The organism is Streptomyces sp. S.PB5, assembly GCF_030403745.1.
Lineage (GTDB): Bacteria > Actinomycetota > Actinomycetes > Streptomycetales > Streptomycetaceae > Streptomyces.
In genome coordinates, this window is the sequence record NZ_JAQMWP010000036.1 from 22,533 (window position 1) to 47,372 (window position 24,840).

Sequence of the window (24,840 nt, forward strand, 5' to 3'; positions counted from 1 at the left end):
GTTCCGCCCGCCGGCCACCGCGGACCGGGGGCGGATGCGGCGTTGCGGCGGCCTCGTCCCTTCGCGGGCGGGGAGCGCGCTCCGGCCGGGCCAGGCGCCGCATTCCTGCCGGGCCCGCGCGCCGCGCCGACTCCCGGGGGCCGGCGTGCCGGCTCCCGGGAGCCCGTCGTCGCTGCGAGAGGCGCCGCACCGTCGCCTCCCGCAGCGGGGCTGGTTCTACGAGATCAGGCCCAGGTGCCGCAGGTCCGCGATGTACTTCTCGATCAGCGGCCGGGACAGGTGCGGGATGTCCCGCTCGGCGCCGATGCCGGCGGCGCGCACCGCCGCACGGAACCGCTCGGCGGGCAGTGCCGATGTCGTGCGCGGGGGCAGCGGCTCCCGCCAGGCGGCCATCAGCGGCAGCAGGGAGTACGGGCGCTGCACCTGCGGCAGGCTCTGCAGCGCGGCCTCGAACTGCGTGCGCCACTGCGGGTGGCCGCCGACCCGGCGGACGGTGACTCCGCTGTCGAGGAGCCAGTCGACCACGGTGTCCAGTGAGACTCCGTCGTTGTGCGGGTTGACCACATGGAACGTCCGGAATTCGGCGTTCCGGTAGCCCAGGGCGGCCACGGCGGCGGCGACGAAGTCCCCCGGCAGGCCGTCGTAGTGGGCCCGCGGCCGTCGGCCGTCCCGGGCGCCGTCATAGAACGACTCGGGTGCGATCCCGGTGGCGATCAGGCTCAGCAGCAGGCGGGTGAAGGTGTCGGGCACGTTGAGCTGCCCGGTGTAGCGGGCGTGCGCCAGGATCATGCCGCAGCGGAACACGGTCACCGGCAGCCCGCACAGGTCGTGGGCCTCGCGCAGCAGCACCTCGCCTGCCCACTTGCTGGTGGCGTAGCCGCCCGCCTGCCGGTCGTCGACCGCGCGCTCGGGGTCGGCGGCCCTGATGTCGCTGTCCTCGGCCACGGTGGTGGTGCCGTGTGCGGCCAGGGCCACGGTGGACACGTACACGACCGGCTTCAGCCGGGTGGTCAGGGCGGCGCGGACGACCTCGGCGGTGCCGGCCACATTGGGTTCGAACAGCTCCCGGTAGGGCAGCACGTGGTTGACCAGCGCCGCCGGGTGCACGATGAGGTCGACGGTGGCGGTCAGCTGCTGCCAGTCCCGCTCGCCCAGGCCCAGGCGGGGCGCGCCGATGTCGCCGGCCAGTACGCGCAGCGCCCCGCCGGCCGTCAGGTCGGCGAAGCGGCTCTTGAGCGCGGTGTCCCCGCTGTCCAGGGCCTGCTCCAGGCGCTGGAGGGCGGCGCTGTCGTCGGTGGCGCGCACCAGGCAGACCAGCGTGCCGCCCACGGGGGCCAGGCGTTCGAGCCACTCCAGGCACAGCAGCCGGCCGAGGTAGCCGTTGGCCCCGGTGAGCAGCACCGTGCGCGGCTCGCCGGCCGGCCGGGGCAGTGCTGTGGCGGCGGCGAGGGTCCCGGCGTCGATGAACTTGTCCAAAGTGAGGTCCCCGGCCCGTACCGAGGCGGCGTCCTCGCCGTGGACGGCGGCGAAGGTGGCCCGCTGCGCTGCGGCGGGGCCGCGCAGCCGCTCCACGTGGGCGGCGATCTCGCCCAGGGTGTTGGCCGGTCCCAGGACCGTGCCGACCGAGACCTCGACGCCGAAGACCTCCCGCAGCAGGTTCGCGAACGACAGTGCCGACAGCGAGTCGCCTCCCAGGTCGGTGAAGCGCTGCTGCGGGTCCGGCTCGGCGTCGAGTCCGGGCAGCAGGGCCTGCGCGGCGCGGGCGAGCGTCTCGGCCACCGGGCGGTCGTGGTCCTGCCACACCGCGCGCAGTTCCGCGGCCTGACTGGCGGCGAGTTCGGCGTAGCGCTGTTCCAGTCGTGCGCCGTAGCGCTCCTTCAGCCGTGGGCGCAGCTGCTTGGTGGAGTCGGTCAGCAGGCCGTTGTCCTGGCTGAAGGGCACGGTCTCGACGATCAGGTCGCGCGGGATCTCGTACGGCGCCAGGCGGGCCTGTGCGGCGACGCTGTGCAGCGACCGGCTGAGCGCCGCTTTCAGCGCCGTCTCGTCGCGGGCCTGCGCGATCGCCTCGGGGGTGGGCACCACCACGGCGAGCAGGTAGGCGCGCGCGCTGTTGCCGTAGACGAAGACCTGCCGCACCAGGGGGCTGGCGACCAGGGCCGCCTCCACCCTGGACAGCGCGACGAACTCGCCCTGGGAGAGCTTGAGTACGTTCTTGCGCCGGTCGACGTAGAAGAGTTCGCCGGGCGCGGTCTCGGCCATGATGTCGCCGGTGCGGTAGTAGCCGTCCTGGTCGAAGACCTCGGCGGTGTCCTCGGGACGCCGGTAGTAGCCGGGGGTGATCAGGGAGGTCTTCACCAGCAGTTCGCCGCGCGGATGGGGCAAGTCGGCGGTGGAGTAGCCCAGTTCGGGAACGTCCACGAGCTTGTAGTCGAGCACCGGGGGGCTCTGCACGCGGTTGCCCAGCATGACCAGGCCGGTCTCGGTGGTGCCGTAGCTGTTCACCAGCGGGACGTCGAGGGCGTCGCGGAGGAAGGCGGCCAGCTCCGGGGCGAGCGGTGCGGACCCGCAAGGGGCGTGGATGACGCGCCCGCCCAGCACGTGGTCGCGCAGGTGCGCGATCACCTCGGCACGGTCGTTCTCGTCCGGCTCGCCGTGTGCCGCGCGCTGGTTGAGCTGGGCGTGGTAGCTCTCGAAGAGCAGCTCGCACACCCGCGGCACCATGGCGATCTCGGTCGGCCGGATCAGTGCCAGATCCTCCAGGAGGGTGGACAGGTCGCTGTGGGCCACGAAGTGCGCGGTGCCGCCGGTGGCCAGCGTCTTGATCACCATCCTCCTGGCGACCAGGTGGCTCTGCGGCAGGAAGTTGGCGGTGATCAGCGGGTACTGGTGGTCGGGTCCCGCGGGCGGACGCCACATGAGGGACACCGTCGACTCCGGGAACATCACGCCCTTGGGCGTGCCGGTGCTGCCCGAGGTGTAGATGAGGGCCGACAGCGCGCCGTCCGCGCTGTGGTCCGGCGGCAGTTCGGGCAGCGGCGGCAGCGAGCCGGCGCGGCCGACCACGTCCGCGAGCAGCTCCAGCGACTTCGGGGCATCCGCCGCGGCCAGCAGCCGTTCGGCGTCGGTCAGCGCCTGCCGGTGCTCGGCGAGCTCGGGGTGGTGGTCGAAGACGAGGATGCGGCGGACGCTGCTCTGCCCGGCCAGCGCTTCCAGCACGGTCGCCAGCCGGTCGGTGCTGGTGGCGAAGACCCGTGGGGCGGCTTCTGTCACCAGGTGGCGGATGTGGTCGACCGAGGCGTTGGTGTGCAGGGGCACGGCGATGGCCCCGAGCTGGCCGCACGCCAGGTCGACGGTGGTGTAGTCGGTGCCGGCGAAGCCCAGGATCGCGACGAAGTCGCCCTCGCGCAGCGGATGGTGCGGGTGGTGGTACCAGTCGGCGGCGAGGCCGCTCAGCCGTGACCACAGCTCGCCGTAGGAGACGGTGTCGAACCGGGGCAGCAGCCGTGCGGTGACGCGGCCGTCCACGGTGACGTACTGCCGGGCACGCTCGCCGAGGGCGGGCCGGTCGGCGTACGCCACGAGGGTGCGCCGGACGATCTCGGACAGGCGCGGCGCGCGTCCGGACCGCTCCTCGAAGACGCCGGCCACCGGCATGCTGTCGGCCAGTTCCGGCTCGGCCCGGAACAATTCGGCAATGCGCTCTTTCCGGGTTTTTTCTGCGGAAGCGTGCACGGTGGTGCCTGGTGAGTCATTACCCATGACCACGCCTTTCGGTGACCGCGAATTCTTTCCGGCACATGAGTCTGGCTGAAAGCCGAAGAGGACCACCACGGGCCGGGCCGGCGCAGGGGAGCAGAGGGCTCCGGTGGCCAAGGCGCGGTCAGCTTAGCGCGCGTAGAGAAATGGAGGCCAGGCTGTCGCAGGGCGATAGGGGAGGTGTGGAGAATTGCGTCGCCGACGGCTGTTCGGAATTGCTCTCGTACGGGCGGGCAGGGCGACTGCCGGGAAAATTCTCGCGCACCGGGTCCGGAGGTGGTGCGCTCGCGTCACCGTCCCGGACACGGACGGGGTGCGTGCCCTCGCCCGCCCCCGCCAGGCCGCGCCGTCCCCGCCCGCCGGTGCGGCCCCCGTTGCCGGGCGGTGTGCAACCGGGGATTTCCCCGGTTGCACACCGCCCAGGGGAGGTGCCGCCGACCGCTATAAAAGATACCTTGGCGAAGGTATTCTTGTGGTGGGTCCGTCGGAGTGCGCACAGACTCTGCGGCCCCTGACCGGCAGCGGCAGGTGTGGCTGAGGAGTGTGGTCGAACGTGGCAGAAAGCGAAGCAGTGCTCCAGCGACGGGACGCGCGCACCCACCCCCCGGACCGCGGGGACGCGGAGGCGGACCCCGCAGGACGGGACGCCGGCACGGAGACGGACTGGATACCGATCGCGGACCTCGACCTGTCTCACTCGCCGCGCTCCGCGGGGGAGAACGGCGAGCACGTACGGGTCCTGGCGGAATCGCAGGCCGATCTTCCGCCCATCGTCGTGCAGCGCGGCACCAACCGGGTCGTCGACGGCGTGCACCGGGTCCGCGCGGCCCGGTTACGAGGGCAGGAGGCCATCCGGGCGCGCTGGTTCGACGGCGACGACGCGAGCGCCTTCGTTCTGGCGGTCCGGCTGAACGTACGGCACGGGCTGCCGCTGTCGCTGGCCGACAGGAAGGCGGCGGGCAGGCGCATCCTGTACGAGCAGGAAGGCTGGTCCAACCGCGCCATCGCGTCGGCCGTCGGGCTCTCGCCCAAGACGATCGCCGCCCTGCGTGAGGCGACCGGGCGGCCCGGCGGGCAGACCAGGCTCGGCAGGGACGGCCGCGTGCGGCCGGTCAGCACCGCCGCCGGGCGGGAGCGCGCCAAGGAGATGCTCCTGAGGGACCCCTCCTCCTCCCTGCGGGCGGTGAGCGCGGTGGCCGGCGTGTCCCCGGGCACCGTCCGTGACGTGCGCGACCAGCTGAAGCGGGAGACCAGGGCCGTCATCCCCGCACAGCGCCGCCTGCCGCCCGCGCGCCAGGTCAAGGCCGGCCCCGCCCGGCCCGCGTCCTCGGGGCAGGGCAAGCTCGACCGGTCCACCGCGCTGCTGCGCTCCCTGCGCACCGACCCCTCCCTGCGCTTCAACCAGTCCGGCCGCCTGCTGCTGAGCATCCTCGCGGTGGCCGCCATGGGTCCGCAGGCGCAGGAGGGGCTCGTCCTGGACCTGCCCGACCACTGTCTGGACTTCGTCGCCGAACTCGCGCAGGCGAGCGTGCAGGCGTGGCAGGACCTTGCCGCCCGCGTGTCGCAGCGCCGGGCACAGCCGCCGGAGCAGAAGTAGCCCGCGGCAAACGCCGAAAAGCGAGAAAAGTGCGGGGCTTGACGGGCCGGATAATTCCTTGGTTTGGTCGTTTCGGCAACACCGAAAACACCGCAGAGAAACTTCCGAAGAAAGCGCACCGAATGCGCGCCGGACAACTGATCTGGTCATCTGGGTTTGGGACAGGGTGTTGATAAAATGACCGATGCATACGCCTGGAGCGGTAAGGATCGCCGGGCTCAGCGAATTATCCACTCGGCTTCGGGGACGACGTTTCTGGTTCCGCTCGATCACTCGCTGGCTGACGGTCCGGTGGCTTCCGCTGCCGGATTCGCGACACTCGTCGAGGAAATGGCCGCCAACGAGGTGGACGGGATCATCGTCCACAAGGGGCGCGTGAGGTTCCTGCCGGCCGACGCGCTCGGCCGCATGGCACTGATCGTCCACCTCAACGGCAGCACCCAGCACGCCCCCGACAAGGACGCCAAGATCCTGGTGGGCGCCGTGGAAGAGGCCGTCGCCCTGGGCGCCGACGGCGTCAGCGTGCACATCAACCTCGGGTCGGACACCGAGGCCGCCCAGCTCACCGACCTCGGCGCGGTCGCCGGCCAGTGCGCACGCTACGGCCTGCCACTGCTGGCGATGGTCTATCCGCGGGGCCCCCGCATCACCGACCCCAGGGACCCGGTCCTGCTGGCCCATGCCGCGAACGTCGCCGCCGACCTCGGCGCCGACATCGTCAAGCTGCCCTACACCGGCTCGCCCCTGACGATGCGCGAGGTCGTCGAGGCCAGCCCGATCCCGGTCGTCACCGCCGGCGGCGGCGTCCTGAAGGACACCGGGCAGTTCCTCGACCTCATCGACAGCACGATGCAGTCCGGCGTGCTCGGCGTCGCCGTCGGACGCAACGTCTTCCAGGCACCCGACCCGGGCGGACTGGCCCGCTCGGTGGCCCGCCGGGTCCACGCCGGGCCCCGCTCGCTGGAGGACCTGGCCGTCCTTGGCCAGGAACTGTCCGAGGCGACCGTCTGACACACCCCCACCCGGCCGTCCTCACCGAGCCGGTCACCCCCACCTCCAGCTCCACCTCCGGACATCGTGACGACCCGTCACCGACAGCCAGGCGCGACCACGACAGCAAGCCACCCACAACCAAAGGTGCGAACATGAAATCCGCTTGGATCGACCTCCGTGGCACCGCTTCCGAACTCGCCACCGCCATCGTCGAGGAAAGCACCCACATCGGCGTCGAGACCGTGGTGCTGGACGACCCCGAACTGGCCGGCAAGGTCCCGCCGAACGTGCAGAAGGCCGCCGTCGTCACCGGTGAGACACCCACCACCCTCATCGACCAGCTCGTCGACGCAGTCGACCTCCTCATCGCCGACCACAGCATCGCCGAGAAGTTCCAGGGCCTGCGTCCCGGCCTGCGCTCCGGCGTCCTGGTCAAGGTGCTGGACGAGCAGAGCCTCGACCTCGCCTGCCGGATCGCCAACGAGGCCGAGCTGACCCTCGTGGAGTTCCGCCAGGACCCCAGCAAAATCCCGCTGGAGATCCTGCTGGCGGCGGCCGACAAGGCCAAGGGCTCCATCGTCACCGTCGTCGAGGACGTCGAGGACGCGGCCACCACCCTCGGCGTGCTGGAGCGCGGCTCGGACGCGGTGCTGCTGGCCCCCAAGCGGGTCGGCGACGCCACCGAGCTGATGCAGGTCACCCGCGGCGAGGCCGCCTCCCTGGAGATGGAGGAACTGGAGATCGTCCAGCTCACCCATCTCGGCCTGGGCGACCGGGTCTGCGTCGACACCTGCTCCCACCTGCGGCCCAACGAGGGCATCCTGGTCGGCTCGTACTCCACCGGCCTGGTCCTGGTCAGCAGCGAGACCCACCCGCTGCCGTACATGCCCACCCGCCCGTTCCGGGTGAACGCCGCCGCCCTGTCCTCCTACACCCTCACCCCCGGCAACCGCACCCAGTACCTGTCCGAACTGCACTGCGGCTCGGAGATCCTGGCCGTCAGCACCGACGGCAGCGTGCGCACCGTGGTCGTGGGCCGGATCAAGATGGAGTCCCGCCCCATGCTGCGGATCGAGGCCCGTACCCGCAGCGGCCAGCTCGTGGACATGGTCGGCCAGGACGACTGGCACGTGCGGGCGCTCGGCCCCGGCGGCAGCGTGCACAACTTCACCGAGCTGCGGCCCGGCGACGTCATCCTCGGTCACACCATGACCGACCAGCGCCACGTCGGCTACGCGATCCGGGAGTTCCTGCACGAGCAGTGACAAGCCTCCACGGTCCACGGATTTGAAGGAAGAGAGTGCGTGAGATGGCGCTCATAGTGCAGAAATACGGCGGAACGTCGGTCGCCACACCTGAAAAGGTCATCGAAGCTGCACGGCAGATCCGGGCGGCGCGCGAGGACGGCAACCAGGTCGTCGTGGTCGTGTCCGCCATGGGCGGGGCCACCGACGAACTGCTGCGCCTGGCATCGGCCGTGACCGCCCGGCCCGACGCACGCGAACTCGACGCCCTGCTGTGCACGGGCGAAGCCGCGTCCGCCGGACTGCTCTCGCTGGCGCTGGGCCACCAGGGTGTCGCCAGCCGCTCGTTCAGCGGTCCCGAGGCGGGCATCCGCACCGACCACCGCCACGGCCGGGCCACGATCGTGGAGGTGGACCCGCGTCGGCTGCGCGAGGAACTCGCCTGCGGAGCCGTCCCCGTCGTCGCGGGATTCCAGGGCGAGTCGATCGCCACCGGGGCCCGCACCACCCTGGGCCGCGGCGGCTCCGACACCACCGGTGTCGCCCTGGCCGCCGCGCTCGGCGCGGACCACTGCGAGATCGTCACCGACGTCGCCGGCGTCTACACGGCCGACCCCCGCACGGTCGCCGGCGCCCGCCGCCACACCTCCCTGCTGTACGAGGAGATGGCCGAACTGGCCGTCAGCGGCGCCAAGGTGCTCGCCTCCGACTCGGTCGACTACGCGCGCACCCACGGCGTCGATCTGAAGGTGCGCTCCAACAGCGCCGCGATCGGCCCGCAGACCTGGGTGGGCGACGGCCGGCGCGCCGCCGGGGCGGCGTCGGGGGAGTTCTGGACGCCCGCGGGCCGCGTGCGCGCTATCGCCGGGGTCGCCGGGCGCTCCGGCCTGGTGCGCTGCGTGCTGCGGCGGATCACCTCCGACCACGTCCTGCGCCTGCTCGGCGAACTCGTCGAGCGCGAGACCGAGGTCGAACTGCGCCGCTACGGCAACCTCGGCACCGAGGACGCCGGCGACATCGCGCTCACCCTGCCCGAGGACAGCGTGGAGGAGATGCGGGACCTGCTCGCCGACACCGACCGCGGCATCCGCCTGGACGAGGCGCACTGGACGTCGAACCTGGCCCGGCTCTCCGTCGTCGGCCTGGGCATCGGCCGCCGGCCGTACGCACCGCTGCGGCTGCTGGAAGCCCTGCGCTCGGTCGGCGCCGCACGCACCGACCTGCACGTCACCTCCAACCGGCTCAGCGTGCTGACCGGCCGCAGCGACCTGGCCGCGGCCACCCAGACCGTCCACGACACCTTCCTGTCCGAGCCGGTGACGCCCCTGGTCCACCCGGCGGACACCGGCCACGCCCGCGCCGCCTGGCCGCTGGCCGCCGGGCCGGGACAGCACGACGTGGCGATGCCCGCCCTGGCCGCCGCCGAGTGACCCCGGCCTCACACCACGAGGGAGAACACCGATGTCCCACATCCCACGCGACCTCGGGCGGCCGGGCGGCCCGGGGTGCCCGGCCGGGGCCGGAGGGCCTTCGATGACCGCCACACCGGCCTTCGACCCCACCTGCGACGAGCAACTGGCCGACCCCTACCCCGTCTACGCACAGATGCGCGCCCAGTGCCCGGTGTTCCACGATGCGGGCCGGGACCTCTGGATTCTCACCCGCCACGAGGACGTGACGCGCGTCGTCCACGACCCCGAGACCTTCTCCTCCGCGAGCGCGGTGCGCATCACCGCGGGACCCGAGTCCGACGAGGTCAAACAGGTCCTGGCCGAAGGCTGGGCGCTGACGCCGAACCTGACCGAGAGCGACGGCGAGGAGCACACCCGGCTGCGCGTTGCCGTCAACCGCGTCTTCACCCCGCGGCGCGTGGCAGCGCTGGAGCCCTTCGTCCGCGACACCGCCGAGAAGCTGATCGACCGGTTCGCCGCGGACGGCCGGGCCGACATCATCGAGGGCTACGCCTGGCCCCTGCCCCTGATCGTCATGGCACGGATCCTGGGCATGCCGCCCGAGGACGTGCCGCTGCTGCGGCAGTGGAGCTCCCACTGGCTGAAGCTGTCCGTGGGCACCGGCGAGCCGGCCCAACGCGCCGCATGGGCCCGTGACGTCGTCGCCATGCAGCACTACGTGATGGGCCTGCTGGACGACACCGGCCGGGCCGGCGAGGACTCCCTGGTCGCCTCGCTGGCGCAGTACGGCGCCGAGCACGGGCTCGACGACGTGGAACTGATGCGCATCGTGATGAACCTGATCATCGCCGGGCACGTCACGGTCACCCGCGCCATCGGCAACGGTCTGGTCACCTTGCTGGAACACCCCGACCAGCTCGCCGCCCTGCGCGCGGGCGAGGCGTCCGCCGAGGCGATGACCGAGGAGATCCTGCGCTTCGAGTCCCCGGTGCAGGGCCTGTTCCGTACCGTGACCCGTGAGACGGAACTCGGCGGCAGGCGCCTCGTGCCGGGTGACCGCGTGATGGTCCACTGGGGCTCCGCCAACCGGGACGGCTGCGTCTTCGACAACCCCGACGCCTTCGCCCTCACCGACCGCCCCCGCCGGCACCAGATGGCCTTCGGCCGCGGCGTCCACGCCTGCCTCGGCGCCTCCCTGGCACGTCTGCAACTGCGCGTCGCCATCCCGCTGCTCTTCGACCGCCTGCCCGGGCTGCGCCTGGGCCCCGCCGGCTCCCGCACCCGCGAACGCCTCGTCATCGCCCGCGGATTCGAGGAACTGCACCTGCACTGGAACCTCCCGCCCCGACGGGAGGCCGCATCATGACCGCACCAGCCCCCGGCCCGCGCCGTCTGGCCGGCCGGCCCCGGACCGAGTAGGCGGCCGCCATGACCTACGACGTCATCGTGATCGGCGGCGGATCCGCCGGCTGCGTCCTGGCCAACCGGCTCAGCGCCGACCCGCGGCGCTCGGTCCTCCTGCTGGAGGCGGGCCCCGACTTCGCCACCACCGACGACACACCGTCGGACATCAAGGACGCCACCTACGCCCCCTACACCTACGACTGGGGCTACCGCTCCGTCCCGGACGCCTTCGGCAACCAGGTGCCCGTGCCGCGGGGCCGCGTCATCGGCGGCAGCTCGGCCGTCAACGTCTGCGTCGCCATGCGGGCCCGGCCCGCCGACCACGACGCGTGGGCCGCCGCGGCCGGCGACGCCTGGGGCTACGAGCGGATGCTCCCCCTGTACCGGCGGATGGAGCACTACCCCTACGGCGAGGAGAAGTACCACGGCCTGGGCGGGCCCTACCGCATGACGCTGCCCGCCCCCGAGGACCTGGGCGAGCACGCCGTCGCCGCCGAGCAGGCCGGCCTGCGTCTGGGGCATGCGCAGGTCGCCGACTTCAACGCGCCCGGGGTGCCGGGATTCGCCCGCACCCCGCTCAGCGCGGCCGACGGCATACGGCTGAGCACCGCCATCGGCTACCTCAACCCCGTGCGCGAGCGGCCCAACCTCCAGGTGCGCGGCGACACGCTCGTCGACCGCGTGCTGCTCCGCGGCGCCCGGGCCCGGGGCGTCCGGCTGGCCACCGGGGAGGAGATCCCCGCCCGGCACGTCGTGCTCGCGGCCGGCGCCTACAACTCGCCCGCCATCGCCCTGCGTTCGGGCATCGGCGACCGCGGCGAGCTGACCGCGCTCGGCATCGACGTGGTGGCCGACCTGCCCGGGGTGGGACGCAACCTCACCGAGCACCCCGCCTACTGGAACGTCCACGCGGCCAAGCCGCCCCGGGCCGACGCCCGCTCGGTGTTCGGCAGCGTCCTGAGCGTCGCCACCGGTCCGGGCGAGCCCGACTTCGACGTCCAGATCCTGCCCTCCGCCGCGGTACCGGCCGGCAGTCTGCCCGAACAGTTCGTGCCGTGGGCGGAAAACCACCCCACCGGCTGGGACATGGTCTTCTTCGTCTCCTGCGTCCAGCCCCGCTCCCGCGGCAGCGTACGGCTGGCCTCGCGCGACCCCGGGGAGGCGCCGACGATCGACCTCGGCCTGTACACCACCGCCGCCGACGCCGAACGGGTCGCCGACGGGGTCCGTCTGGCCCGCCGCCTGGCCCGCACCCGCCCGCTGGCCGACCTGCTGGCCGACGAGCGGATACCGGGTGCGGACATCAGCGACCGGGAACTGGCCGCCGCCGTGCGCCGCGCCCCGGCCCACTACAACCACGCCAGCGCCACGATGCGCATGGGCCGCCCCGACGACCCGGGCGCCGTGGTCGACGCCGACGGCGCCGTACGCGGCGTCGAGGGCCTGAGCGTCGCGGACGCCTCGGTGTTCCCCGCCATGCCCCGTGTCGCCACGAACGTCCCCGCCGTCGTGGTCGCCGAGCGGATCGCCACGGTGTTGTGCGAACGACTCGCCCCGCACACCTGATCCCCACCATCAGACCGAGCCGGCGACGTCCGGCGCCCTGCCAGGAGGAACCCCGTGTCCACGACCGTCGAAGCCGTACAAGTCCTGCGCACCCGCTGGTCGTCCCAGAACGAGGCCGACCGCTTCACCGTGGACGACCCGGCCACCGGCCGGCCCCTGACAGTTGTCCAGGGGGCCGACGCCGACCGGGTGGACCAGGCGGTCAGGACCGCCCACGAAGCCCATTACGCGTGGAAGGCCCGCACCCCGCGCGAGCGAGGCCGCTGGCTGTACAAGGTCGCCCAGGTCATCCGCGAGCACGCCGACGAGATCGCGGCCCTGGAGTCCAGCGACAACGGCAAGCCGTTCACCCAGGCACGCCAGTTCGACCTGGAGGGCGCGGTCACCATCTTCGAGATGTTCGCCGGTCTGTGCGAGGCGATGCCCGGCCAGGTCCGCGACGCGGGCAGCATGCTCGACGTCACGGTGCGCGAGCCGTTCGGCGTGGTGGGCGCGATCGTGCCGTTCAACTGGCCCCCGCTGCACACCGCCGGCAAGCTCGCACCCGCCCTGGCCGCCGGCAACGCCGTGGTCATGAAGCCGCCGGAGCAGGCGCCCCTGTCGGTGCTGCGCATCGCCGAACTGGTGCAGTCGGTGCTGCCGGACGACGTTGTGCACATCGTGCCCGGCGGCGGAGAGGTCGGCGCCCACCTGGCCGGCCACCACCTGGTCGGCAAGATCTCCTTCACCGGCGCGCCCACCACGGGCCGGGCCGTGATCAAGACGGCCGCCGACAACCTGACGCCGACGCTGCTGGAGCTCGGCGGCAAGAACGCCCTGGTGATCTTCGACGACGCGGATGTGGACTCGGCACTGCGCTGGGCCGTCGAGGGCGGCTACTTCAACCAGGGCGAGGCCTGCACCGCATCCTCCCGCGTCCTGGTCCACGCCGACCTGCACGACGAGGTGGCACGCCGTCTCGCCTCCGCCGTCGGCCGACTGAAGGTCGGCGCCGGTTCCGACGCCGCCACCCACGTCGGCCCGCTGGTCAGCCCCGCACAGCGGCAGCGGGTGCTGGACTACCTCGACATCGGTGTCCGTGAGGGCGCGACCGTCGCCGCGCAGGCACCCCTGCCCACCGACCCAGAACTGGCCGACGGCTACTACGTGGCGCCGACCCTGTTCACCGGCGTCACCCCCGACATGCGCATCGCACAGGAGGAGATCTTCGGGCCCGTCGTGTGCCTGATCCCCTTCCACGACGAGGCCGAGGCCGTCCGCATCGCCAACGGCACCGAGTTCGGTCTGGTCGCCGGCGTGTTCACCCGGGACTCCGAGCGCGCCCTGCGGGTCAGCCGCGAACTGAAGGCCGGCATTGTGTTCGTCAACCACTACAACCGCGCCTTCACCGGCACCCCGTTCGGTGGCGTCGGCGCCAGCGGATACGGCCGTGAACACGCCCTGGAGACCCTGCAGGAGTACAGCTTCAGCCGCAGCCTGCGCCTGCCCTCCGGCCGCGAGGAGATCCCCCGCTGGGCCCCCTCCCTCGACGTCGTCGACGAAGCCTGACCATCAACCGGACATCGGCAAGGTGGTTGCCTCATGAAGACGACGATGCGTGCGGCGGTCTGCGTGCGGGCGGGCGGTCCGGAGGTCCTGCAGATCCGCGACCTGCCCGTCCCGCAGGTCCGCGAGGGCTGGAGCCTGGTACGCGTGGAGGGTGCGGGCCTGAACCGCTCCGAACTGAGGACCCGTCAGGGACATTCCCCCGACGTCTCCTTCCCGCGCGTGCTCGGCATCGAGTGCGTGGGCACCGTGGCCGACTCCACCGACCCTGGGCTGCCGGCGGGGACGACGGTGGCCGCGGTCATGGGGGAGATGGGCCGCCGGTTCGACGGCGGCTACGCGCAGTACGCGCTGCTGCCCGACGCCCTGCTGATGCCGGTGACCACCACCCTGCCGTGGGAGGTCCTGGCCGCACTGCCCGAGACCTACCTGACCGCGCACGGCGCCCTGGACACCCTGGGCGTCCTGTCCGGCGGGGGACGGCTGCTGATCCGCGGCGGCACCTCCTCGGTGGGGCTGGCCGCGCTGCAGATCGCCGCCGCCCACGGCATCGAGACCGCGGCGACCACCCGCACCGAAGGCAAGGCCGACGCACTGAAAGCGGCCGGCGCCGACCACGTCCTGCTCGACGACGGCCGGCCGCCGGCCGACGCCGTGCACGCGCTGTGGCCCGACGGACCGGACCACGTCCTGGACCTGGTGGGCACCCGCACGGTGCCGGACTCGCTGCGGCTGGTGCGCCGCGGCGGGACGGTGTGCGTGGCGGGTTCGCTCAGCGGCTGGCTGATCCCCGACTTCGAACCGATCGCCATGATCCCCACCGGGACCCGCCTCACCGCCTTCCACAGCGACACCCTCAAGGGCGCCGGCGGCCAGGGCCTGCTGCAGCGGATCGTGGACGCCGTCCAGGCCGGCCTCTACCGCCCTCGCCTCGATGCCGTCTTCGCCCTGGACGACATCGTGGCGGCCCACCGCCGCATGGAGGCCGACCAGGCCACCGGCAAGACGGTCGTACTGCCCTGGGCCGACGCCACCGGCGGGGACGCCGGCCCATGACGCACCACCGCGCGAGCAGACACCACACCCCAAGCGGACCAGGAGCGCAGCCATGATGACCGAGTTCGTCGAGACCGCCGTTGTCGGAGGGGGCCAGCAAGGCTGCTCGGTCGCGGGCTGCCTTGCCCGCCTCGGCTACCGTGCGGCGGTCTTCGAGCGGGGAGAGATCGGCCAGGCCTGGGCGAAGGAGCGCTGGGAGAGCCTGCGCGTCAACACGCCCAACCGGACCGTCACCTTCCCCGGCATGCCCTACGACGGCGACGACCCCGAGGGCTACATGCCCGCCCGCGAGGTCGCCGCACGGCTGCGGCGCTACGTGGCCCAGGCGGGCATCGACGTGCGCGAGCACACCTCCGTGCGGTCTGTCGAATCGCCCCTCGACACGCCCGCCCACCCCGACGCACGCTTCCTCCTCCACCTGGAAAACGGCCGAACCGTCGAGGCCCGCAACGTCGTCGCCGCCCTCGGCGGCTACTGCGCGCCGCGCCTGCCCGAACTGACCGCCCGGATCGACCCGTCGATCACTCAGCTGCACACCCGCTACTACCGCACCCCCCAGTCGCTGCCGCCCGGCGCGGTCCTCGTCGTCGGCTCGGGCAACAGCGGCCAGCAGATCGCCGAGGACCTCAGCGACGCCGACCGGCAGGTGTACCTGGCGGTCGGCCGCCACAAGACCTCGCCGCGCCGCTACCGGGGCGCCCAGGTCCTGGACTGGCTGCAACTGCTGCCGCTGGAAGGCAACTTGGAGTCCGCCTCCGGCGGGCGCGGCAACTCGCCGGTCCTGCCCGGCGTGTCGGTACTCACCGGCAAGGCCGGCGGCCGCGACCTCAACCTCGGGGTGCTGGCCCGCAAGGGCGTCACCCTCGTCGGCACCGTCCGCGGCGCGCAGGGCGACGTCCTGCACCTGCAGGACAACGTCCGCGCCATCGCGCGGGCCGCGGCCCGCGCCGAGTCCGAGCTCCTCGCGGCCATCGACACCGCGATAGCGCGGCACGGCCTGGTCGTGCCCGACCGCACCCCCGTAGCCCCCTTCGACGACTCGCTGTTCACGGACCACGGGGACAGGCTGGACCTGACCGCCCACAACATCACGTCGATCGTCTGGGCCACGGGATTCGTGCCCGACTACCGCATCCTGCCGCCCGCAGCCCTGGACGACACCGGCATGCCGGTGCACCGCGCGGGGGCGGGCACCCTGCCGGGGCTGTACTACGCGGGCCTGCCCGAGGGCGGTTCGGTGATGCCGCTGCTCATCGCCTCCACCCGGATCCAGGCGGAGCGGGTCGCGCACGGCATCCACCTCGACAACACACTGCGCCACCGCTCGCCGGCGGCGCTCGGCCCGCTCTGGGCCTGAAGCGGAGCCGCCCTCGGCGCCCGGCGGGAAGTCCCGCCGGGCGCCGCCGTGTTGCGCCGGCACTGGAACGGCCCTTTCGGGCTGCTGCGGCGGCGTGTCGGGGGCGTCCCGGCCGTGCTACGCCACTGCGGTGACGGCGTGTCGCCTCTGATCCGGCCGTGCCGCGCCGCCGTGTGCCGCGCCGCCTCGTCGTCGCCGGTGTGCAGTGCACGGTCGCGACGGGCCCGGCTTCACGGCCCCCGGCGGCCGTACCGGCAGGGACCGGCGAACGGGGCCGGCCGGGACGTGCTCCCGGCCGGCGCCGTGGGGGAGCGGCCCTGGCATCGGGCGGACGAGGCCGCGGACACACCCCGGCGCCGCCCCGGGGTTCCCGGCAGGCGGCGCCGGCGGCGTGGGCAGGTCAGGCAGGTCGCGGGACGACGTCCAGGCGCTGGGGCCCGTTGATGATGAAGGACTCCACGCGCGGGGGCTGCTGGCCGGGGTGTGCCAGGGCGAGCTCGGGCAGCCGGCCGAAGAGCGTGCTCAGGGCGACGTCCGCCTCGAGGCGGGCGAGGTGCGCGCCGAGGCAGAAGTGGGGCCCGTGGCCGAACGCGAGGTGTTCCTTGCCGGCCCGTGTGGGGTCGAAGCGTTCGGGGCACTGCGGGTGCAGTTGCGGGTCGCGTCCGGCGGCCGCGAAGGCGACGGTGATCGCATCACCCTTGCGGATGACGACGCCTTCGCCCAGGTCGATGTCCTCCAGGGCGCAGCGCATCGGTATGTGCATGATCGGGCCCTCGATGCGCAGCGTCTCCTCGATGACGTCCTTCCAGCCGATGGTCCCCTCGTGAATCAGGGTGAGGGTCTCGGGGTGGCCGAGCACGGCGTGGACGGCACTGGTGATGAGGTTGACGGTGGTCTCGTAACCGGCGCCGATCATGAGGAACAGCGTGCCGAGGAGCACGTCCTCCGACAGCGGCTCCTGGCCGTCATCGGCAGGCAGCAGCAGGTCGCTGGTCAGGTCGGCGGCCGGGTGCCGGCGCTTGTGGCGCAGCAGTTCGCCGAGCCGCTCGTACAGGGTGTCGTTGGCGGCCTGTGCCTCCTTCGGGCCGAGGGAGGAGTTCAGTACCGCGTCGATCCCGGTGCCGATCTTGGTGCGCAGGTGGCCGGGGACGCCGAACAGGTCGCAGATGACGGTGATGGTCAGGGGCAGCGCGAGGGCCTGGCGGATGTCGGCGACGGACCCGGGGGGCAGTGCGGCCAGGGCGTCGATCAGCCGGTCGGCGGTGGCCTGGACCTGCGGGCGCATGCGTTCGACCTGCCGTGGCGAGAACGTGGGGGCGACTCGGCGCCGGGAGGTGCGGTGCTGCTCGCCGTAGAAGTTGAAGAAGCTCTGCTGCAGGGCGAGGGCGGCCAGCGGCCAGCCGTCGGGCATGTGGGCGAGGTCGGGCCAGTGCTGTCGTATGTCGCGCGAGATACGTGGGTCGTTGGTGAGCGACTGGATGACGCTGTGCCGGGTGACCGCCCAGGCGCGGACGGGTCCCGGAAGCTCCACCAGCACGGCGGGTGCCTCGCGCAGCGAGGTGGCTTCCGCGTGCATCGCCCGGCCGGTGGGGTCGAGGACGGGGCAGCGCGTGACGGACGGGGCTGTCATGGAGGACTTCCTGACTTCGGATCGGACGGGGAGGGTTGCGCCGGCTTCCGCTCAGCCGGCGGCGGTGGCGACGTCGGCGGGCGCGGCCACCGGCCGTGCGGCAGTGGCGGGTTGGGCGGGTGAGCCGGCGGTGCGCTCGCGCAGGAACAGCGACGCGGCCAGGCCGATGACGCCGGTCGCGGCCATGTACAGGGCGATCGGTGTCCAGCTGTGATAGGTGCCGAGCAGGGAGGTGGCGATGAGAGGGCTGACGGCGCCGCCGAGCAGACCGCCCACGTTGTAGCTGATGGACATCCCGGAGTAGCGCAGCGCCGTGGGGAACAGTTGCGGGTAGAAGGCGCCCTGCACGCCGTAGTTCGCGGCGAACCCGGCGAACAGGACCAGGAAGCCGAGCGCCATCAGTGGCAGGGACCTGGTCTGCAGCAGCGGGAACCAGGCGAAGGGAGCCACCGTCATGACGGCGATGCCGCCGACGAAGACCGCTTTGCGGCCGCGGTGGTCCCCGAGCCGGCCGAAGAACGGCATGGCGACGATCAGGAAGATGCACGATCCGGCGAGCAGGGTCAGCATCTGCGCGCGGCTCACGTGGATGCTCGCGGCGTATTTGAGCGAGAACACCGACCCGAGGTAGAAGACCAGGAACATCGGAAGCGCCGACAGCGACGCGCACAGGGTGAGCAGACCGTGCCGTCCCACGATCTCCAGCGCCGGTACGGTCCTCACGGCGCCTTCGGACTTGACCTGCTCGAACTCGGGGGTCTCCGTCAGCCGCAGCCGCACGCGCAGCGCGAAGGCCACGAGTACCGCGCTGAACAGGAACGGCAGCCGCCATCCCCACGAGAGCACCTGACGGTCCGGCAGCAGGGTGACCAGCAGCAGGACGCCGTTGGCCAGCAGCAGCCCCCAGGCGTTGCCGGTGCCGACGATGGCCGTGAGCAGGCCCCGCTTGCCGGGCCGGGCGTTCTCCAGCGCCATCAGGAAGCCGCCGCTGGACTCCCCGCCGAGTGAGCATCCCTGGACGAACCGCAGGACGGTCAGCAGGATCGGGGCGGCGACTCCGATCGTGCGGTAGGTGGGCAGCAGGCCGATCAGGACCGTCGCGCCGCCCATCACGGTGAGCGTGGTGACCAGCGTCGTCCTGCGGCCCAGCCGGTCCCCGAGGTGTCCGAAGACGACAGCGCCGAGCGGCCTGCCCACGAACGCGACCGCGAACGTCGACAGCGACAGCAGGGTTGCGGTGGCGGGGGCGAAGGAGGGGAAGAACAGGGTGCCGAAGTACAGGGACGAGAAGGAGCCGTAGATGAGGAACTCGTAGAACTCGATGCTGTTGCCGATGAGGCTGCTCAGTACGGTCTGGGCGCGCTGCCTGTCGTGGGCGGGGCCGGGTGTCATGGGGTCTCCGAGGCTCAGGGGGCGAGGATGCCGGTGAGGTGGTGCGGCCCGAGGGGGGCGGGTGGCGCCGATGGCATGGCGCGGCCCGCTCACCGGTCGGATGAAGGGCGCCTGTGGTACGGCGCGGACACCGCCCCCGGCAGCCGCACCGGGGGAGCGGGGCGCTAGCCGGGGAAGTCCTCCTCCCACCACTCCTGCGGTGAGCGCGTGCGCCGCTGCTCCTCGCGCCGGCGCAGCTCGGCCCGCTGGGTCTTGCCGGAGATGGTCTTGGGCAGCTCGGCGAACTCGATCCGCCGTATCCGCTTGTAGGGGGCGAGGTGCTCGCGGGCGTGCGCCAGGATCTGCTGCGCGGTCTGCGCCTCCGGCTTGTAGTCGGCGGCCAGGGCGATGTATGCCTTGGGCACGGCCAGGCGCAGCGGCTCGGGTGAGGGCACCACCGCGGCGTCGGCGACGGCCGCGTGCCGCAGCAGCACGCTCTCCAGTTCGAAGGGGGAGATGCGGTAGTCGGACGCCTTGAAGACGTCGTCGCCGCGTCCCAGGTAGCGGAAGAGGCCACCGGCGTCGCGGGTGGCGAAGTCGCCGGTGTGGTAGAGGCCGCCGTGCAGGGCGCGCGCGGTCGCCTCGGGATCGCCGAGGTAGCCGCTCATCAGACCCAGGGGCCGGCCGGCCAGCGGCAGACAGATCTCGCCTTCTGCCGCCCCCTCCAGGAGGGGGGTCTCGGTCCGCGCGTCCAGCAGGGCCACGTCGTAGCCCGGCAACGCCCAGCCCAGCGCGCCCTCCACGGCCGGCATCCCCGGCGGGGTGCCGATCTGGGCGGTCGTCTCGGTCTGCCCGTAGCCGTCCCGTACCGTGACGCCCCAGGCGTCGCGGATGCGGTGCACGACCTCCGCGTTGAGCGGTTCCCCGGCGGCCACCGCCTCGCGCAGCCGGATCGGCCACCGGTTCAGGTCCTCCTGGATGAGGCTGCGCCACACGGTGGGCGGCGCGCAGAAGGAGGTGGCCGCGTAGCGCGACATCATGTGCAGCAGCGGACGGGCCGCGAACCGGGGCTGGTTGACGGCCAGGACCGAAGCCTGCGCGTTCCAGGGCGCGAACAGACAGCTCCAGGCGTGTTTGGCCCACCCGGGCGAGGAGATGTTCAGGTGCACGTCACCGGGGCGCAGACCGAGCCAGTACATGGTCGACAGGTGACCGACCGGATAGCTCAGCCCGGTGTGCCCGACCATCTTGGGACGGGCCGTGGTGCCGGAGGTGAAGTAGACGAGCGACGGGTCCTCGGGCCGGGTCCGTACCGCCTCCCGCAGCGGTGCGGCGGTGTAGGCCTGCTGGTAGTCCTGCCAGCCCGCCACCCGGTCCCCGACGGCGACGCGTGTCCAACTGCCGTGCAGCGCCTCGAGCCTGGGGGTGAGGTCGGCCTGGGCGATGACGTGGCGCACCGCGCCGCGTTCCAGCCGTTCGGCCAGGTCCTCGGGGGTGAGCTGGACGGCCGCGGGGATGACCGCGGCGCCCAGCCGGAACGCGGCCAGCACGCACTCCCACAGCTCCACCCGGTTACCGAGCATGAGCAGGATGCGCTCCCCGCGCCGCACGCCGATCGAGTGCAGCCATCCGGCCACGCGCCGGGAGCGTTCGGCCAGTTCGGAAAAGCTCAGCGCGGTGTCGGCGAGGACCGCGCCCTGCCGGTCGAGGTCGACCACGCGCAGCGCGGTGGCGTCGTTGCCGTCGGCGATGACGTCGAACCAGTCCGCGACCCAGCTGAACGTCTCGCCGAGTACGGGCCGGGGGAAGGCGCGGGCGCGCGGCAGGTCCCCGTAGGAGGACAGCAGGTGGTCGCGGGCGCGCCGGAACCCTTCGGTCGCTTCACGCATGACGGCTACCTCCCGTCGAAGGCGGCGCGGCCTGGCCCCTCGGCGGCAAAGGTCCGCATGCCGGTCAGCCGGTCCTCGGTGGCGAACAGGGCGGCGAACACCGACCGTTCGATGGCCAGACCGCAGGCCAGGTCGGTCGCAAGCCCCTGGTCCACGGCCGTCTTGGCGGCGTGCAGGGCCAACGCGGGGCCCTTGGCGAAGCGCCGCGCCCAGCGCAGTGCGCCGGGCAGCACCTGGTCGGTCGGCACGACCTGGTCCACCAGGCCCAGCTGCAGGGCCTCGTCCGCACCCACCTGGCGGCCGGTGAAGATGAGCTCCTTGGCCTTGGCCGGGCCGATCAGCCGCGGCAGCCGCTGGGTGCCGCCGGCTCCGGGGATGACGCCGAGCAGGACCTCGGGCAGCCCCAGGCGTGCCTCGGTGCCGCAGATGCGGGCGTCCGCGGTCAGCGCCAGCTCGCAACCGCCGCCGAGGGCGGGCCCGTTGATCGCGGCCACCACCGGTTTGGGGATGGCGGCCACCGCGTCGAAGGCGCCTTGGAGGAGGGGCGCGTGCCCCACCATCTCGGCGTGCGTCATCGCGGCCATCTCCTTGATGTCACCGCCGGCCGAGAAGGCCGTGGGCCCGCCGTACAGGACCACCGCGCGGATCCGCTCGTCGCCGGCGGCCTGCTCGGCCGCGGCGCGCAGCGCCGACTGAGCGGCACGGTCGAGCACGTTCAGCGGCGGCCGGTCCAGGCGCAGGATGCCCACCGCTCCGTCGAGGTCCAGCCAGGCGGAGAGGCGTTCCACCGTGGGGGTGCTGGTCATGACCACAGCAGGCCTCCGTTGACTTCGAGGACGTGGCCGTTGACGTAGCTGGATTCGGGACCGGCCAGGAAGACGGCCGCGTCGGCGGCCTCGTCGGCGCCGCCGGGCCGGCCGAGCGAAAGCCGGGTCTTGTAGCGCGCCCAGATCTTGTCGTTCTCGGTGAGCTGCTGGCCCATGCCTTCGTCGAGGATGCCGGGGGCCAGGGAGTTGACCAGGATGCCGCGGGGGCCGAGTTCGATGGCGCTGACGCGGGTGAACATCTCCACCGCGGCCTTGGTGGCGCAGTATCCGGCCGCGCCGACGGCGACCCGGGTGGCCATGCTGGAGGAGACGTTGACGATCCGGGGGGCCTGGCTGCGTTCCAGGTAGGGGATCGCCGCCTGGGTGCACAGGAACACCCCGGTCAGGTTGGTGGCCACCATGTCCTGCCAGTCGGTGACCGGCAGCCGCTCCACTCGCCCGTCCCGGCTCACCCCGGCGTTGGCGACCAGGATGTCCACGCCGCCGAAGCGGTCGGCGGTCTCGGCCATCAGCGCGGCGACCGAGTCGGGGCTGGTGACGTCGACCGGGACGTAGGCGCCGCGGCCGGGGGAGAGGTCCAGGACCTCCTTGATGTCGTAGGGGTTGCGTGCGGCGCACACCACCTGCGCGCCCTCGAGTAGATAGCGTTCGGCGATCGCGCGGCCCAGTCCCCGGGAGCCCCCGGTGATCACGGCCGTCTTTCCGGCGAGCCTCATCATGATCCTCCTTGCCTGGCGTCGGGGACCGGGAGCACGGCGCAGCAGCCGGCCGTACCGATCACATCGAAGGGCGATCCGCAGCCGCGGCAGTCGTAGGGCACCTTGCAGACCGCGCCGCCGAAGCGGCCTGCGCGGACGACGTCCTCGCCGGCGCAGTAGGGGCAGCGGGGCGTGCTGCCCGCCACGTGGTAGCCGGCGCTGCGCAGGGCGTCGTGCCCGGCGGCGGTCACCGCGTCGGGCTGCCATGTGCCGCGCTCCCACACGATCTCGACTGTGTGCCCGGGTGCGGCCTCGGTGAGGGCGGTGCGCACCCGCCGGGCGATCTCGCCGCGGGCGGGGCAGCTGAGCCGGGTGGGCGCGAGGTGGACCACGATCCGGCCGTCGGTGCGGGAGAGCGAGCGCACCACTCCGAGGTCGCCCAGGGTGACGTCGATCTCGGGGTCGAGCACCTCGGCGACGACGCCGGTGAGCGGGTCGGGGGCCGGGGTGGTCGTGGGGGCGTTCACAGGAACACCTCCGGGGCGTAGTGCTCGCGCACGAGGCGGCCGCGTCGGAGGCAGTCGGCCAGGACGCTGCCGCCTCTGCCGGCGGCCCGTGGCACCGGCTGGTGCGGCAGGCGGGAGCCGGGGACGCCGCTGTCGCCGATGCGCGCGGCCAGCCGCGCGTGCAGCGTCTGCGTCAGGGGGTTGTGCGGGTCGGCGCCGAACAGGTCGCCGGCGCAGTGCGTCACGTCGGCGTAGGCCTGGGTGAACTCCTGGTCCGTCTCCGGCCAGGCGGCCAGCGCCCGTGCCCAGCGCCGCCAGTGCTCCAGGTGGACCAGCTGTTCGTCGCGGATGGCGGCGAACGCGGGCTCCCCGGCGGCGCGTTCCTCGGCGAGCACGCTGACGGCCGCGGCGAGCACCAGCCCGCCCGCCACGGTGGACGGCCAGTCGGTGAGCAGCCCGATGACACGGGAGACCCGCCACTGCTCCTGCGGCCGCTCGAAGAGGTGGGCGTCGGCGGCACGGGCGTCGAATCCGTGCAGCGTCAGGATCGTCTCGGCGTGCGCCAGTGCCTCCTGGCCGATCGAGCCGACCGCCAGCGACTCCTCCAGGTCGATGTAGTCGACGATGCGCTCGCCCAGCCGGTTGCCCAGCACGAACAGGTCCTCGGCGAGCGCCGGCCACAGCCGGCTCGGGTCGGGGCCGGCGGCCCCGCGCGGATCGCCGGATTCGGCGGACGCGGGCTGCGGCGGGGCGGCGGTGTCCGGGGCGGTGGCACGGTCGCGGCGGCGGGTGGTGGGGAATCCGGGCTGGCGGTGCGGCATCCGGGTCTTGGCCGCGAGCAGGCCGCGGTCGTCGGCGCTGGAGACGATCAGGTCGGTGCGCCGTACCACCCAGAGCCGGAAGAGGTCGTCGCGGCGCCCGTAGGTCTCCTTGGCCAGGTGCCAGGCGGCGTCCCGGCGCGGCGCCAGCAGGGAGCCGACGTGGTTCAGCGGCGAGCCGCTGCCGGTCTGCGCGAACACCTCGTAGACATCGGTGTCGGTGGGAACGTGTGGCATCACGCCACCCCCCGCAGGGCGTGCCGGTAGCGCGCGTTGCGGTCCAGGGCGGTTCGCACCCATTCCAGCCGGCGCTGCGAGGCGGGGCCGCCGCCCGCGATGACCTTCTTCACCTCGGCCCAGTCGGGCATCGCGAACTCCCACTCTCCCGAGGGCAGTTGGCGGGCCAGCGCGGGATCCACGTGCACGCCGAGCTTCTCGAACACCGGGATGATCTTGCTGAGCCAGGCCTGGCGCAGCTCGTCGTTGCCGTCGGGCTTCAGGCCGATCTGGTGCATGCGGTTGGCGTGCAGGGTGTCGGTGTCCGGCGGGCCGAGGTAGGCCAGCACCCGCGGCAGCCACGTCTCGAAGCCCTCCTGCACGCGGCGGCGCTGGTCGGCGTCTCCGTGCGTGAGCACCTCGTGGGTCAGGTCCAGGGCGTGCTGGTAGTGGAAGGACTCCTCGCGCTCGATCTTGCGCAGCGCACGGCCGTAGGGCAGGTAGACGCCCTTCATCAGCGACCGGAACTGGAAGATCGCCGCCGAGTTCATCAGCAGCAGCCCGGGGCCGAACTCCTCCCAGGACGCGAAGGAGTAGTGGAAGATGTTGTGCACCTTCGAGCGGCCCTCCAGGTAGTCCACCAGGATCCGCTCGCGGGGCATGCCCAGGTCCTCGGCGACCCGCGCGGCCACGTGCCCGTGGCCGACCTCGTCCTGGACCTTGGCCATCAGCATCTGGCGCCGGGTGCAGCTGGGCGCGCGGTCCAGCCACTCGGCGAACGGCAGCACGCCCACCAGCTCGTTGAGCGCCTGGACGGTGGCGAACCGCCGGGCGCCTTCGCGCACTTCGTCGGGCATCGGGTCCCACAGTTCGTAGCAGCGCAGTCCCGCCGCTGTCGCAGTCGGCATGTCTGGTTCCTTTCGCAGCGCTTGTATGGTCGGCAGCGGTGTTCGCC

At 72.7% G+C, this 24,840-nt stretch carries 18 protein-coding genes; 9 read left to right on the forward strand and 9 right to left on the reverse strand.

Annotated features, from left to right (window positions below):
- Window positions 1-216 precede the first annotated feature (216 nt).
- Window positions 217-3,759 (reverse strand): carboxylic acid reductase, encoded by a 3,543-nt coding sequence (car, locus tag PH203_RS47405; protein WP_289928942.1) that lies wholly within the window; start codon window positions 3,757-3,759, stop codon window positions 217-219.
- Between the two features lie 550 nt (window positions 3,760-4,309).
- Here car and PH203_RS47410 point away from each other — a divergent pair.
- The 9 genes from PH203_RS47410 to PH203_RS47450 all read left to right on the forward strand — a co-directional run bounded on the left by PH203_RS47410 (window position 4,310) and on the right by PH203_RS47450 (window position 15,930).
- Complete coding sequence (locus tag PH203_RS47410; RefSeq protein ID WP_289928943.1) at window positions 4,310-5,353, forward strand: ParB N-terminal domain-containing protein; 1,044 nt, start codon at window positions 4,310-4,312, stop codon at window positions 5,351-5,353.
- A 177-nt stretch (window positions 5,354-5,530) separates the two neighbouring features.
- On the forward strand, window positions 5,531-6,364 hold the full coding sequence (locus tag PH203_RS47415; RefSeq protein WP_289928946.1) for a 2-amino-3,7-dideoxy-D-threo-hept-6-ulosonate synthase: 834 nt from the start codon (window positions 5,531-5,533) through the stop codon (window positions 6,362-6,364).
- Between the two features lie 134 nt (window positions 6,365-6,498).
- A complete protein-coding gene (locus PH203_RS47420; protein ID WP_289928948.1) occupies window positions 6,499-7,611 on the forward strand; it encodes a 3-dehydroquinate synthase II family protein in 1,113 nt (370 codons plus the stop codon).
- A gap of 44 nt (window positions 7,612-7,655) precedes the next feature.
- Window positions 7,656-9,020: an aspartate kinase gene (locus PH203_RS47425; RefSeq protein ID WP_289928949.1), complete on the forward strand. Its 1,365-nt coding sequence runs from the start codon at window positions 7,656-7,658 to the stop codon at window positions 9,018-9,020.
- Between the two features lie 103 nt (window positions 9,021-9,123).
- The gene (locus PH203_RS47430) at window positions 9,124-10,368 is read left to right on the forward strand and encodes a cytochrome P450 (protein ID WP_289928956.1); all 1,245 of its coding nucleotides are present in this window, start codon (window positions 9,124-9,126) and stop codon (window positions 10,366-10,368) included.
- Between the two features lie 62 nt (window positions 10,369-10,430).
- Window positions 10,431-11,972, forward strand: coding sequence for a GMC family oxidoreductase N-terminal domain-containing protein (locus tag PH203_RS47435; RefSeq protein WP_289928962.1), 1,542 nt, complete (start codon window positions 10,431-10,433; stop codon window positions 11,970-11,972).
- A 54-nt stretch (window positions 11,973-12,026) separates the two neighbouring features.
- Window positions 12,027-13,520, forward strand: a complete 1,494-nt coding sequence (locus PH203_RS47440; protein ID WP_289928964.1) for an aldehyde dehydrogenase family protein — start codon at window positions 12,027-12,029, stop codon at window positions 13,518-13,520.
- A 33-nt stretch (window positions 13,521-13,553) separates the two neighbouring features.
- Complete coding sequence (locus PH203_RS47445; RefSeq protein WP_289928965.1) at window positions 13,554-14,573, forward strand: zinc-binding dehydrogenase; 1,020 nt, start codon at window positions 13,554-13,556, stop codon at window positions 14,571-14,573.
- A gap of 52 nt (window positions 14,574-14,625) precedes the next feature.
- Window positions 14,626-15,930 carry an NAD(P)/FAD-dependent oxidoreductase gene (locus PH203_RS47450; protein WP_289928966.1) on the forward strand — a complete coding sequence of 435 codons (1,305 nt, stop codon included), beginning with the start codon at window positions 14,626-14,628 and terminating at the stop codon, window positions 15,928-15,930.
- A gap of 400 nt (window positions 15,931-16,330) precedes the next feature.
- Here the strand turns inward: PH203_RS47450 and PH203_RS47455 are convergent, their stop codons facing one another.
- The 8 genes from PH203_RS47455 to PH203_RS47490 all read right to left on the reverse strand — a co-directional run bounded on the left by PH203_RS47455 (window position 16,331) and on the right by PH203_RS47490 (window position 24,793).
- Window positions 16,331-17,560: a cytochrome P450 gene (locus tag PH203_RS47455; RefSeq protein ID WP_289928967.1), complete on the reverse strand. Its 1,230-nt coding sequence runs from the start codon at window positions 17,558-17,560 to the stop codon at window positions 16,331-16,333.
- A gap of 51 nt (window positions 17,561-17,611) precedes the next feature.
- Window positions 17,612-18,952: an MFS transporter gene (locus tag PH203_RS47460; RefSeq protein ID WP_289928969.1), complete on the reverse strand. Its 1,341-nt coding sequence runs from the start codon at window positions 18,950-18,952 to the stop codon at window positions 17,612-17,614.
- A gap of 164 nt (window positions 18,953-19,116) precedes the next feature.
- Window positions 19,117-20,820 (reverse strand): AMP-binding protein, encoded by a 1,704-nt coding sequence (locus PH203_RS47465; protein WP_289928970.1) that lies wholly within the window; start codon window positions 20,818-20,820, stop codon window positions 19,117-19,119.
- A 5-nt stretch (window positions 20,821-20,825) separates the two neighbouring features.
- Window positions 20,826-21,626, reverse strand: coding sequence for an enoyl-CoA hydratase-related protein (locus tag PH203_RS47470; protein WP_289928971.1), 801 nt, complete (start codon window positions 21,624-21,626; stop codon window positions 20,826-20,828).
- Window positions 21,623-22,366, reverse strand: coding sequence for an SDR family NAD(P)-dependent oxidoreductase (locus PH203_RS47475; RefSeq protein WP_289928973.1), 744 nt, complete (start codon window positions 22,364-22,366; stop codon window positions 21,623-21,625). Before PH203_RS47475 ends, PH203_RS47470 begins: the two co-directional genes overlap by 4 nt.
- Complete coding sequence (locus PH203_RS47480; protein ID WP_289928974.1) at window positions 22,363-22,872, reverse strand: iron-sulfur cluster assembly protein; 510 nt, start codon at window positions 22,870-22,872, stop codon at window positions 22,363-22,365. The genes PH203_RS47475 and PH203_RS47480 overlap by 4 nt, the downstream gene beginning before the upstream one ends.
- On the reverse strand, window positions 22,869-23,906 hold the full coding sequence (locus PH203_RS47485; RefSeq protein ID WP_289928975.1) for a Phenylacetic acid catabolic protein: 1,038 nt from the start codon (window positions 23,904-23,906) through the stop codon (window positions 22,869-22,871). Before PH203_RS47485 ends, PH203_RS47480 begins: the two co-directional genes overlap by 4 nt.
- On the reverse strand, window positions 23,906-24,793 hold the full coding sequence (locus tag PH203_RS47490; protein WP_289928976.1) for a Phenylacetic acid catabolic protein: 888 nt from the start codon (window positions 24,791-24,793) through the stop codon (window positions 23,906-23,908). Before PH203_RS47490 ends, PH203_RS47485 begins: the two co-directional genes overlap by 1 nt.
- Window positions 24,794-24,840 lie beyond the last annotated feature (47 nt).

Bases quoted from the DNA above. Each gene is read 5' to 3' on its own strand.
- car (WP_289928942.1), bottom strand. From the start codon at position 3,759: ATGGGTAATGACTCACCAGGCACCACCGTGCACGCTTCCGCAGAAAAA.
- PH203_RS47415 (WP_289928946.1), top strand. From the start codon at position 5,531: ATGACCGATGCATACGCCTGGAGCGGTAAGGATCGCCGGGCTCAGCGA.
- PH203_RS47420 (WP_289928948.1), top strand. From the start codon at position 6,499: ATGAAATCCGCTTGGATCGACCTCCGTGGCACCGCTTCCGAACTCGCC.
- PH203_RS47425 (WP_289928949.1), top strand. From the start codon at position 7,656: ATGGCGCTCATAGTGCAGAAATACGGCGGAACGTCGGTCGCCACACCT.
- PH203_RS47430 (WP_289928956.1), top strand. From the start codon at position 9,124: ATGACCGCCACACCGGCCTTCGACCCCACCTGCGACGAGCAACTGGCC.
- PH203_RS47435 (WP_289928962.1), top strand. From the start codon at position 10,431: ATGACCTACGACGTCATCGTGATCGGCGGCGGATCCGCCGGCTGCGTC.
- PH203_RS47445 (WP_289928965.1), top strand. From the start codon at position 13,554: ATGAAGACGACGATGCGTGCGGCGGTCTGCGTGCGGGCGGGCGGTCCG.
- PH203_RS47450 (WP_289928966.1), top strand. From the start codon at position 14,626: ATGATGACCGAGTTCGTCGAGACCGCCGTTGTCGGAGGGGGCCAGCAA.
- PH203_RS47455 (WP_289928967.1), bottom strand. From the start codon at position 17,560: ATGACAGCCCCGTCCGTCACGCGCTGCCCCGTCCTCGACCCCACCGGC.
- PH203_RS47460 (WP_289928969.1), bottom strand. From the start codon at position 18,952: ATGACACCCGGCCCCGCCCACGACAGGCAGCGCGCCCAGACCGTACTG.
- PH203_RS47465 (WP_289928970.1), bottom strand. From the start codon at position 20,820: ATGCGTGAAGCGACCGAAGGGTTCCGGCGCGCCCGCGACCACCTGCTG.
- PH203_RS47470 (WP_289928971.1), bottom strand. From the start codon at position 21,626: ATGACCAGCACCCCCACGGTGGAACGCCTCTCCGCCTGGCTGGACCTC.
- PH203_RS47475 (WP_289928973.1), bottom strand. From the start codon at position 22,366: ATGATGAGGCTCGCCGGAAAGACGGCCGTGATCACCGGGGGCTCCCGG.
- PH203_RS47485 (WP_289928975.1), bottom strand. From the start codon at position 23,906: ATGCCACACGTTCCCACCGACACCGATGTCTACGAGGTGTTCGCGCAG.
- PH203_RS47490 (WP_289928976.1), bottom strand. From the start codon at position 24,793: ATGCCGACTGCGACAGCGGCGGGACTGCGCTGCTACGAACTGTGGGAC.